Source organism: Chamaesiphon sp., from assembly GCF_041738855.1.
GTDB lineage: Bacteria > Cyanobacteriota > Cyanobacteriia > Cyanobacteriales > Chamaesiphonaceae > Chamaesiphon.
The window spans coordinates 52,761-63,202 of the sequence record NZ_JBGSPA010000157.1; the positions used below are offsets into that span (position 1 = coordinate 52,761).

General features: G+C 44.5%; 12 protein-coding genes and 1 pseudogene. 6 read left to right on the top strand and 7 right to left on the bottom strand.

The features are described from left to right. Positions 1-49 precede the first annotated feature (49 nt). Positions 50-1,465: a CmpA/NrtA family ABC transporter substrate-binding protein gene (locus ACEW9I_RS16520; RefSeq protein WP_373541425.1), complete on the bottom strand. Its 1,416-nt coding sequence runs from the start codon at positions 1,463-1,465 to the stop codon at positions 50-52. A 337-nt stretch (positions 1,466-1,802) separates the two neighbouring features. On the opposite strand from ACEW9I_RS16520, the gene dusB reads away from it, so the two are divergent. Further along, complete coding sequence (gene dusB, locus ACEW9I_RS16525; RefSeq protein WP_373541426.1) at positions 1,803-2,822, top strand: tRNA dihydrouridine synthase DusB; 1,020 nt, start codon at positions 1,803-1,805, stop codon at positions 2,820-2,822. A gap of 11 nt (positions 2,823-2,833) precedes the next feature. Here dusB and psb30 read toward each other — a convergent pair whose 3' ends face one another. Continuing rightward, on the bottom strand, positions 2,834-2,974 hold the full coding sequence (gene psb30, locus ACEW9I_RS16530; protein ID WP_373541427.1) for a photosystem II reaction center protein Ycf12/Psb30: 141 nt from the start codon (positions 2,972-2,974) through the stop codon (positions 2,834-2,836). A 275-nt stretch (positions 2,975-3,249) separates the two neighbouring features. Here psb30 and ACEW9I_RS16535 point away from each other — a divergent pair, with 275 nt between their 5' ends. Then, positions 3,250-3,606, top strand: a complete 357-nt coding sequence (locus ACEW9I_RS16535; protein ID WP_373541428.1) for a YkgJ family cysteine cluster protein — start codon at positions 3,250-3,252, stop codon at positions 3,604-3,606. A 110-nt stretch (positions 3,607-3,716) separates the two neighbouring features. Next, positions 3,717-4,043, top strand: a complete 327-nt coding sequence (locus tag ACEW9I_RS16540) for a TMEM165/GDT1 family protein (protein WP_373541439.1) — start codon at positions 3,717-3,719, stop codon at positions 4,041-4,043. Positions 4,044-4,067: 24 nt separating this feature from the next. Here the strand turns inward: ACEW9I_RS16540 and ACEW9I_RS16545 are convergent, their stop codons facing one another. The 3 genes from ACEW9I_RS16545 to ACEW9I_RS16555 all read right to left on the bottom strand — a co-directional run bounded on the left by ACEW9I_RS16545 (position 4,068) and on the right by ACEW9I_RS16555 (position 6,215). After that, positions 4,068-4,877 (bottom strand): hypothetical protein, encoded by an 810-nt coding sequence (locus ACEW9I_RS16545; protein WP_373541429.1) that lies wholly within the window; start codon positions 4,875-4,877, stop codon positions 4,068-4,070. Positions 4,878-5,037: 160 nt separating this feature from the next. After that, positions 5,038-5,769, bottom strand: a complete 732-nt coding sequence (radC, locus tag ACEW9I_RS16550) for a DNA repair protein RadC (protein WP_373541430.1) — start codon at positions 5,767-5,769, stop codon at positions 5,038-5,040. A gap of 119 nt (positions 5,770-5,888) precedes the next feature. Next, positions 5,889-6,215: a translation initiation factor gene (locus tag ACEW9I_RS16555; protein ID WP_373541431.1), complete on the bottom strand. Its 327-nt coding sequence runs from the start codon at positions 6,213-6,215 to the stop codon at positions 5,889-5,891. 138 nt (positions 6,216-6,353) lie between these two features. On the opposite strand from ACEW9I_RS16555, the gene ACEW9I_RS16560 reads away from it, so the two are divergent. Together ACEW9I_RS16560 and ACEW9I_RS16565 are read left to right on the top strand one after the other, a co-directional pair. Further along, the gene (locus ACEW9I_RS16560; protein WP_373541432.1) at positions 6,354-6,758 is read left to right on the top strand and encodes a RusA family crossover junction endodeoxyribonuclease; all 405 of its coding nucleotides are present in this window, start codon (positions 6,354-6,356) and stop codon (positions 6,756-6,758) included. Then, positions 6,755-7,438, top strand: coding sequence for a hypothetical protein (locus tag ACEW9I_RS16565; protein WP_373541433.1), 684 nt, complete (start codon positions 6,755-6,757; stop codon positions 7,436-7,438). The genes ACEW9I_RS16560 and ACEW9I_RS16565 overlap by 4 nt, the downstream gene beginning before the upstream one ends. 302 nt (positions 7,439-7,740) lie before the next feature. Here ACEW9I_RS16565 and ACEW9I_RS16570 read toward each other — a convergent pair whose 3' ends face one another. Continuing rightward, positions 7,741-9,240, bottom strand: a complete 1,500-nt coding sequence (locus ACEW9I_RS16570) for a cryptochrome/photolyase family protein (RefSeq protein WP_373541434.1) — start codon at positions 9,238-9,240, stop codon at positions 7,741-7,743. A 140-nt stretch (positions 9,241-9,380) separates the two neighbouring features. On the opposite strand from ACEW9I_RS16570, the gene ACEW9I_RS16575 reads away from it, so the two are divergent. Next, positions 9,381-9,875 carry a 3'-5' exonuclease gene (locus ACEW9I_RS16575; protein WP_373541435.1) on the top strand — a complete coding sequence of 165 codons (495 nt, stop codon included), beginning with the start codon at positions 9,381-9,383 and terminating at the stop codon, positions 9,873-9,875. 1 nt (position 9,876) lies between these two features. Here ACEW9I_RS16575 and ACEW9I_RS16580 read toward each other — a convergent pair. After that, a pseudogene (locus ACEW9I_RS16580) lies at positions 9,877-10,299 on the bottom strand (O-methyltransferase); the annotation flags it as partial. Positions 10,300-10,442: the final 143 nt, after the last annotated feature.

A 10,442-nucleotide genomic window follows, 5' to 3' on the forward strand; every position in this document is an offset into this window, starting at 1 on the left:
GCTTGCGCTAACACACCCTAAAACTATTCACTACTCTTTAACCTCTAGCTCACGCCCTCAATTCAAAACCATTGAGATATTCCGTTGCTTTATTGGGATCGAACGCCACTCGATCGATAAACATCTCTGGCTGCTCGACTTTCAATTGTCCTTTAGGCATATTTAGCCAAAAAGCTTTGGCAACATCTGCGTAAGCTGCGGTCGGATACAACTGTTTGACGATCGCATCAGTATCTTGGGGATAACTGGTTAGATTCTGTTGTCGCCAGCGCACCATCTGAGTCACCACCCAAGCCGCATGAGAGTGCCACAGAAAGTTGGCATGATTGGGTTGTTGAAGATAGCTAGTGGGCTGAAAGTGAAATATCTGAAAATCAGGAACTTTGGCGATGACTGCTTGCCGATCGAAACCACCATAATTATAGTTTCCCGCCAGGACTTTTTGCCAGTTTTTGTTATTACCTGCATCTGTATAATCAGCTTTACCTAGGACTGGTGCCAGTGTAGCGATCTTTTCTTGATTTTCACAATACTGGCAAGCCTCTAATACTGCTGCCATCATTGCTTTGGCAGTAATTGGATTATCCTTGAGCCAGGTATCTAGAGTCGCGAGAATTTTTTCAGGATGTCCGCGCCAAACATCGCGATCGATCGAAGCCGTGAAGGCTTTTTTGTCTGCGAGTTGTTGTTGATTAAATAGTTCATCAGTTGCGTAACCAATAACTTTGCCACTATCCAACCCAGCCGTAACATTATCAGGAGCCATCACTTGAAACTTTAGATCCCGTTCGGCATCGATCCCCATTGTCCCCAGCCAATATCTGGTCGTATAATTTGCCATCGCAGCGGGGTGAGCGATCGCAAATACTGGTGGCTGCTTGAGTTCGCGAAAGAATTTATTATAACCTTCTTGTAACTCATAAAGATTATTATAAGCCGGACGCGATCGTAACCCAGCTTTCCACGCAGCTTCCCCGAGACTAATACTATTGCCATTGATATTTAGACCCATCAATGCAACTGTATTCGCGGCTTCTTTATTTTGGTCTTTATCGTTGTCTTTGTCTCCATCTCTTCTGCGGCGGCGAGATTTAGAGCCTGCTTCATCTTGCTCTCTAGATTTGCTACTTTTAGCACTAAAATACTCCCACAGAGGCATCGCAAACAAAGTCTGCACGGCATCCAATTTGCCACCATGCAACTCTGCCTGCACTCGCTCCCAAGTTGGTTGTTTCACCAGTGTGACATTCAAGCCATACTTTTTGAACATCCCTTTTTCTTTGGCAACTACCAACGGCAGACAGTCTAAACTAGAAACAATCCCAATCTGGAGATCGGTTTTTTCTAACTTCCCAAAGTTAGCTGCTGGCTGAGTAAAGTGACTACTCCCTTGATTGGTACAAGCGGCAAAGGTCAAACCTGCTGCGGTAAGAGTACTATATTGCAGAAATTGGCGACGCTTCATTGAGATAATTAATAATTAATAATTGATAATTGATAATTAACTTTCCCTAAGTTAATTTGGACATATAGCAATCCTAAATCAGATCCTTGGGTATCGATCGTGGTGTGTTAGGCGTCAGCCGTAACGCACCCTACATCAACATAGCTTTTCATTTAGGATCGCTATAGTAGTTAAACATAGGATGTTGTGTAGCACTTGACACCATCTATGGTTTAGGCAATTTCAATCTCATAAATGTTGGCATCTAGCTACTTGTGTTGGATTTTACATGATGGGGTGACTCAAATTTTATTGGCATTCCTGATTTCTGCCCCATCATCCCATATCTTCCCCATCATTGAACTTCAACACCCCCCTCACAATCGGCTCCCTCCAGCTCCATAGCCGCGTCTTTCAGTCGCCCTTGTCAGGTGTCACCGATCTAGTTTTTCGTCGCTTGGTGCGGCGATATGCGCCCGACTCGATGATGTATACCGAGATGGTGCAGGCATCGAGCTTGAGACATCTCAAAGAAATCCCGCGCATCATGGAAATCGACGCCGACGAGCGTCCGATTAGTATCCAGTTATTTGATTGTCGTCCTGACTTTCTGGGCGAAGCGGCTCAAATCGCTGTCGAGCAGGGCGCGCAGACGATCGATATTAATATGGGTTGTCCAGTGAATAAAATTACCAAAAATGGCGGTGGTTCGTCATTATTGCGCGATCCCGATACCGCAGTCGCGATCGTCAAAGCTGTCGTCAATGCCGTTAATATACCCGTGACGGTGAAAACACGCATCGGTTGGTCGGATGATGAAATTAATATCTTAGACTTCGCCCAGCGGATGCAGGATGCTGGCGCACAGATGCTCACAGTTCACGCCCGTACTCGCGCTCAAGGCTACAATGGTACCGCCAATTGGGATTGGATTCGGCGGGTGAAAGAGGTGATATCGATTCCCGTGATTGCCAATGGGGACGTTTTTTCCGTCGAATCTGCTGTCGCTTGTCTAGAGCAAACTGGCGCGGATGGTGTAATGTGTTCTCGTGGTACGCTCGGTTACCCATTTCTTGTTGGTGAAATCGACCATTTTCTCAGAACGGGCGAACTATTACCACCACCGAGTGCGATCGATAGATTGGAATGTGCCAAAGAACATTTACAAAACTTGTACCAATACAAAGGCGAACGCGGTATATTACAAGCCCGCAAGCACATGACTTGGTATGCCAAAGGATTTGGAGGTGCCTCAGAGCTACGCACACAGCTACAGGAAGTTAAGAATGTAGCTGAAGGTGTGAAATTACTCGATCGACAGATAGAATTATTAGCTCAGGCGACTCAGCGGCTAGGTACCTACATCACAAATAACTAGCCACTTCCCGATTATAAATTACCGCGCAGAGCTGCAAGTAAAAATACAACGACTGGCCCAGCAATCGCGATCATCGCCACCATTGACAGTTGGGCGATTACTTCCCAGTTAATACTCAGTACGCTATCAATAATACCGCTCAAAAAGTCCATATTTCCTCGCAAACAAACTTAAATTTATTATATAGCCAACAGGATTGGCGATCCAATTTTATCTGCGCTGGACAGGATTAAATTAATTTAGTTTACAAAACTACATGGGTCTGGGCTTTAGGCTTTAGGTTTTAGGCGTTAGAGGCTAGATGTAGGGTGGGCAGTGCCAGCCATCAAGGTTTGAGTGAATTATCGTATTGTAAAGTTTGCGATCGGCTACTCTATCTACACAAATACCTAATAGACTAGATGAGTAATAACTGACTGGCGCAAATATGTCTACATGGCGGTGTATCAAGCAGTGTGGGGCTTGCTGTAACCTCGATCCGAGCGATCGACCGGATTTGGAGGAGTACTTGCCACCGGAGCAGCTAGCCATCTATCTGAGTATGGTGGGTGAAGATGGCTGGTGTATCAATCTCGAGCGCGATACCCGCGCCTGTAATATTTATGCAGATCGTCCCTCCTTCTGTCGGGTACAGGAAGATACCTTCGTGGCGATGTTTGGGATCGAGCCGGAGGATTTGAATGATTTTGCGATCGCGTGTTGTCGGGAGCAGATCGAAGGTGTGTATGGAGATCGCAGCCTAGAGGCGATCCGCTTTGATACCGAACTGGGAATTTTGCTCTAAGTCTCGACCTTTGGCGATTGGTATGAGAAGATAATAGCGATATGAAAACCTAGTTAAGTTCAGATTGTCCAGTGACTAGCCCTTCCACTCCAGAAACCTCATCTGACGATATCGTCGTTCAAACCATCGTCACCGATACCACGAGTCTTCAAAAATCGAGTGCATGGAGTACGTTCTTTTCAACGTTTATCACGATTTTCCTCGCGGAGATGGGCGACAAAACTCAATTAGCAACATTGTTATTGAGTGCCGAATCTCAATCGCCGTGGATTGTATTTCTTGGTGCGGGGACAGCTTTGATTGCGACTAGTTTAGTCGGGGTATTATTAGGGCGTTATCTAGCGAAGGTATTGTCGCCCAGAACTTTAGATATTGCAGCGGGAATGTTATTGATGGTGATTTCGATTTTGTTACTGGGAGACGTCGTGCAATTGTGATAAGTAATTCAAAAGTATCAACTCTTAACTAAGAATTACTCGATCTATATAATTCTCCAAGTCGGTAACACTATATCCATTGATTCCGTTGTGAAATAAATAACTAAGGAACTGTCCTTGCACTGTTTGAAATAAAATTAGTGGCTTGATTTTTTTAATTTCTTTCGATCGTTGTCGCTGCTGGACTTTTGACAGAACTTTTTTATCAATAATTTCAAGAGTTGTTCGATACTCATATTCTGTTTCAGTACGGACAAGTTTATGATTATCTCTACGCAATATTTCCACCCAACTAGGGAATATATTGCCGCTTTGCTTAATATATTGGACGGCAGCCCAACGAGTCAGATAGCTGAAACTATTAGCCATCTGTTCTATACAATTTTCTGAATTTTCTACTCCTAACCATTGCATCTCATTCAAAAGTTTAGTTAGTAATAAAGGATCGGAGTCTCGAAATCTATCGAATGCCTGCCTCAGTTTATTTTTACTATTATAACTACAGGTTTTACCTAAAGTATAGATTGCCTCGTCTCGAATAAAATAGTTATGAGAGAAGACTAATTCTTCCAATGTTGTCACAATTGATGACTCTGGATATTTAGAGATAAACTGATAACAATCCTTGTTGCGATTTCCATATAAAATTACATCTCTTATAAATAATGCAGTTATACTGAAGGTTTCATAATTGGAAGATTTGAGCAAACTACAAATTAAAGCTGATGTATCAATGAAGGGAAGTGTATTGACGATCTGAGCCATATATACAGTATCTTCAAATCCATCATCTAAATATCGTGTAATTAATATCTGGACATTTTCAGGATTCATTTTGATTTAAGCTCTTTTAGCTTAGGATTTGAGAATGAGTTTTAGGGTAGGTTGGGTTGAAGAATGAAACCCAACATCTCTAGGATGTTTGTGTGTTTGTTGGGTTTTGCTACGCGCAACCCAACCTACGAATTTTGGGTGATGTTCGACATTAGGATTATCAATCTCCCTGTGGACATTCTTCCCAGAGATTGGTATTTTGACGTAAACTACTCCAATTACCACCACCTAAAATCAGGTGATCCAACAAGGGAATACCGAGTAACTTTGCACCTGCGAGTAATTGACGAGTGAGATCGAGATCTGCTTGACTGGGTTCGGTGCTGCCGGATGGGTGATTGTGTGCGACGATCGTTTTGGTGGCACCTTGCTTGAGGATGGCGGTGAAAATTTCTTTAGGTGGCGCGAGGGTTTCGGTAGCTGTCCCGATCGTGATTAACTGAGTACCGAGTAATCTATTTTTGACATCTAATAATAATATGGCAAATCGCTCTTGAGTAGACCACATCAACTCTTGACTCAGCGCGGCGACCGCAGTATCGGGACTTTCTATAATAGCTCGATCGGGTGGACGCAATACACAAGCCCTCTGCCCCAATTCTACAGCAGCTAAGATCGCCGTTGCTTTGGCGGGGCCGACACCAGGAATATCCATCAACTCTTGAGGATGCAGATCGCGCAATCGCTCTAAGGGATCGCGCTGATGTTGTCCTAAATGATTGAGAATATACTCACCCAATCCGATCGCTGATAGTTTACCAGGGCCTTGTCCCGTTCCCAACAAAATCGCGATTAGTTCCGCATTCTTGAGATGTTTGACTCCATGTGCGAGTAAGCGTTCGCGGGGACGTTCGTTGCTGGGGATATCGATGATGCGAAGGCTGTAAGTCATGCCACTAAAGACGTAATCGGTGCGTAGTTAAAATTACTTGTAACTTTACGATTATTTGTCTGGCGATCGAATCCACACAATGGCTGAATTATTCTCTATCGATAAAAATACTCCGATCTCTAACCCCCACTCAACTTAGCTTTGTAGCCTAATTTGGTGACAATCTCTAATAATTTCTGACGATGGTCGCCTTGAATCTCGATCGAATTATCCTTCATTGCTCCACCAGCACCACACTGGTTTTTGAGTGTCTTGGTGAGGCTGGTAAGTGTCTCTGGTGAGACTTGAAAGCCACTGATGATGGTGACTGTTTTACCGCCTTTGCCTTTACGAGAGGCTTCGATCTTGAGTTTGTGCTGGTTGGGTGGTATTTCGGATGTCTCGTCGGTGTCTGGCTCTTCGTCGCCGAATTCACGATAGGCGATTTTGTTACTGTCTTTTGCCATAGTTTTGTGGGTTTTGTATATCTACAAGACAAAGGTCGCTCCAATGACAATTTTAGCCGACGATCGAGTTCGGTCTGCTATGATTGCCCATGCTGATGAAGCTGAATACGTAAAGATTCTCGAATCTAGGGGCATAAATTGATAAAATTTGAGTTCATCGTAGATGGGCCACCAGTATCACAACAAGCTCGAAGGCGCGAACGGCTGAGAGCTTGGAAAGTAACAGTCAGACAAGAGGCTGAAAAATACTGGTCGTCGGAGCGGCAAGTGGGTATTGGGCCGATTCTGCTCCAAATAACTTATTTCTATGACTCCGTGGCAATGGATGTAGACAATATTGTCAAGCCAATTCAAGATGCTCTAATTGGACTAGCCTACGTCGATGATACTCAAGTGACTGACATTCTTGTCAGAAAGCGAGATTTATCGGGTAACTTTAGAATAGAGTATATGACTTCGATATTGGCGGAAGGTTTTAGCCGTGGAAATGAATTTCTGCATATTGTCGTAATTAATAATCCTGACCAAGAGGTACTGACATGATAGGAGCTTCAATTACAAACACCGAAAGAGAGAGAGCATTGCAACTAACTCAGGAATATCGAGATAGAGGTTATGAGGTTTTGCTAGAACCAAGGCTGGAAAATTTACCTATTTTTCTAAAAGAATATCGCCCCGATATCATTGCTACTAGAGGAGATGAATCAGTAGTAATCGAAGTAAAGTCACGCTTGGCACTTAATACCTATTCTCATCAATATTTACGCAATCTAGCCCAATTAATCGAGCAGCACCCTGGTTGGAGATTTGAATTAGTCATAACTAACCCAGAGGACACTATATATTCTCGACAAGCTGAAGCATCTTTTCAACAAAATGAAATAGAATCTAGGCTCCCAATAGCTATGCAGCTTGCAACACAACATGTCGAGTCAGCTTTTCTATACTCTTGGTCTTTAGTTGAAGCAACTTTAAGACTTGTTGTTCATCAAGAGGGTTTAAGCTCGCACAGGTTTTCACCGATCTATTTAGTGAAAGAGTTAGTAATTGAGGGTGTAATCTCTAAGTCCGAGTATCAGGTGCTAATGAATGCAATTTCATTGCGAAATGCCATCATTCATGGTTTTAAAACTACTCAACAAATTACCCAAGACTCTGTATCTGAGCTAATTGTAATTACAGAGCAACTCTTGAAAAATTTACACTCCGAAGTAGCAGCCTAACAATATCCAGACATCCCCACACAATAAATCAGATTCTTTTCTTATAGGGCACTCGATCGAATCTCCATCTATTGGGATTATTTTATCTCAATGCCAAGCTTGGTCGAATAGCATGTAATAGCGATCGATCGGATATCAGTTATTGCTAAAACCAGCGGGTACCCACAAGGGGCACCCCTACGGAATTCTGGTAGGGGTGCCCCTGTCTTGTCGTTTTTTTATTCGGGGGGAACCCTAGAGATAAAAATGCCGCTTGTGGGTACCCTCGGATCTCCGCTATTACTATTAAAGATCGCTCGCAATTAAAGATCGCTCGCAATATCTAGATTATTCAAAAATTTATCTGCTGCTAATAGATGCTGCTGTTGTTTTTCTGGAGCCATCTTATCGAAGGTTCTTACCAACATCCCCAGGCGGGGATTGGTGAGAAAGAAATCGCGATGGACGTGCATAAATCGCCAAAACAAACCATCCCAAGTTACTTGCCAATCGCCTTTGGGATAGTCGCTCATCTTCATCAGATAATTGCTCCCGCTGATATAGGGCTTGGTACACATCCCCCCACCGTCGGCAAACTGACTCATCGCATAGACATTCGGCACCATTACCCAGTCGTAGGCATCGACAAACATCTCCATAAACCAGCGAAACACGTCATCGGGATCGAACTCACACAGTAGCATAAAATTCCCGACTACCATCAGCCGTTCGATATGATGACAATATCCCTGTTTGAGTGCTTTTTGGATCGTCGCATCGAGCGGGAGGATGCCTGTGGTGCCCTGCCAAAAGCTTTCAGGTACTTTTCGAGTAAAGCCCCAGTAGTTGCGCGTCCGCTGGAATCTGCCCCGTCGCTCGTAGGTAATCCGCATGAACTCTCTCCAGCCCATGAGCTGCCGGATGAAGCCTTCTAGGCTATTTAAGGGTACTTTGCCGACCATTTCTAGAGCTGCATCGATGACTTGTTGGGGTGATAGTAGTCCGGTATTGAGCAATGGTGATAGTACCGAATGATGCAAGATCGGTTCGGCTAAGACGAGCGCATCTTCATACACCCCAAACTCAGCAAAGCGCACGGTGAGAAAATCTGTCAGCCAATCATCAGCTTCGGCATAAGTCGTCGGATAAAATCCGGCGGCAAATGGCTGTGCTACTGAGCCATAATTATTACCAAAATTTTGACTTACATAACTCTGGGCTTCGATGACGTAGGCATTGGCGGGGGGTAGATCGATCGCTGGAGCCGATCGATTTTTGGGAAATTTTTGACGATTATCGACATCATAAGTCCATTTACCGCCCACTGGCTTATCAAATTTATCGACCAGGATTTCGTGATGTTTGCGTCTATCAATGTAAAAATCTGTCTGCTTGAGTTGCTTGCGGTTGGCGAATAATTTAGCGATGTCGGCGGGATCTTCGAGGAAATTCGGCGATCGAAATTCCTGCAACTCAATCCCTTGCTGCTTGGCTCCGGCTGTCAACCGTTGGCGCAGCCAATCATCTACGACATCAGCATACTGCAATTTGCTCACGCCCGCACTGGCGATCGCGGGTAACAGTTTCTGGATATCGCATTCCTCACTAGTAGCGGGGATGTAGCGCACCTGGTAACCTTGCTGCGTCAGGTAATCGCGATACATCTGCATCGTCGCGCGATGGATTAATAGCTTTTGTTGGTGGAAACGATATTGATGAAAGAATAACCATTCTTCGACTAAATAGACGATCCCATCTGGAACGAGTGCGGGATGTTGGCGAAAGAGTTGATGGGGAAAAACAATGCTAGCTACAGTTGACATGGCGATCGCACTTTCTCACATTGTAACAATTCTTATCTGAAGACGATCGGGAAAGATCGCGAACTTTTCCTCTACAATGTCTAAGCCGATTATTGTCAATGCTTTTGCACACAAGCTCTACCACCGAGAACGTAAACCCCGTGAAATTAGTTGCGATCGATTTTGAGACTGCCAATCGTAATCCCAATAGTGCCTGTGCGCTGGGGATAGTTCAGATCGAAAATAATACGATCGTCCATGAAGAAATTTTCCTAATTCGTCCGCCCTCGTATCAGTTTGAATTCACGCGGATTCATGGCATTATGTGGTCTGATGTTGCTCATGCTCCCAATTTTCAGCAAGTTTGGACGCAGATTGCCACGAGGATCGAAACTGCCGATGCACTTGTGGCGCACAATGCTAGTTTCGATCGCCGAGTACTATATGCTTGCTGCGATTTGTACAATATTCCCCAACCTCGACAAAAGTTTATCTGTACCGTCGCCCTCGCACGCGAACGCTGGAATCTTTATCCCACCAAGCTTCCCGATGTCTGTCGGCATCTCAACATTACTTTAGATCACCATCAGGCTCTCTCTGATGCGCGCGCTTGTGCGGAGATCGCGATCGCTGCTACCCTCATCGAAAATACTTAGCTCATTTCTTCCGCGCGATCGTCAACCCATCGCCGATGGGGATCATACTAATCTGAACGCGATCGTCATGATAAATCTGTTGATTGATCTGCAAGATCGCCTGAGTGCGGGTATCCGTCTCCATGTCTGGGTCAGCAACTCTGCCATACCACAACACATTATCCACCAATATTAATCCATTTTGCCGGACTAGTTGCAAACATCGATCGTAATAAGCGGCATAATTATTTTTATCCGCATCGATGAAAGCAAAATCAAAGGTACCGGATTCGCCATTGGCGATTAAGCGATCGAGTGTTTCTATTGCTGGGGCAATATGTAGGCTAATCTTTTCAGCTACCCCTGCTGCTTGCCAATATCTCCGCGCGATTGCGGTAAATTCATCGCTCACATCACACGCGATCAATCTTCCATCTGCTGGTAGATATTAAAGTCAGTGAAGGAGTCGCCCCCTCCACTGCTCTCCAAAACGGAACGTGATAGTTTCCCATCATTCCGCTCCTCAGTAAAACGGTCGTTGTCATCAAAACGTCGTTACCAACATATCGTCTTGCCAGAACCAATGCT

What these genes read in the sequence shown, in the direction of transcription:
- ACEW9I_RS16520 (WP_373541425.1), bottom strand. Translation starts at nt 1,465, where the DNA reads ATGAAGCGTCGCCAATTTCTGCAATATAGTACTCTTACCGCAGCAGGT.
- psb30 (WP_373541427.1), bottom strand. Translation starts at nt 2,974, where the DNA reads ATGGACTTTTTGAGCGGTATTATTGATAGCGTACTGAGTATTAACTGG.
- ACEW9I_RS16535 (WP_373541428.1), top strand. Translation starts at nt 3,250, where the DNA reads ATGTCTACATGGCGGTGTATCAAGCAGTGTGGGGCTTGCTGTAACCTC.
- ACEW9I_RS16545 (WP_373541429.1), bottom strand. Translation starts at nt 4,877, where the DNA reads ATGAATCCTGAAAATGTCCAGATATTAATTACACGATATTTAGATGAT.
- radC (WP_373541430.1), bottom strand. Translation starts at nt 5,769, where the DNA reads ATGACTTACAGCCTTCGCATCATCGATATCCCCAGCAACGAACGTCCC.
- ACEW9I_RS16555 (WP_373541431.1), bottom strand. Translation starts at nt 6,215, where the DNA reads ATGGCAAAAGACAGTAACAAAATCGCCTATCGTGAATTCGGCGACGAA.
- ACEW9I_RS16565 (WP_373541433.1), top strand. Translation starts at nt 6,755, where the DNA reads ATGATAGGAGCTTCAATTACAAACACCGAAAGAGAGAGAGCATTGCAA.
- ACEW9I_RS16570 (WP_373541434.1), bottom strand. Translation starts at nt 9,240, where the DNA reads ATGTCAACTGTAGCTAGCATTGTTTTTCCCCATCAACTCTTTCGCCAA.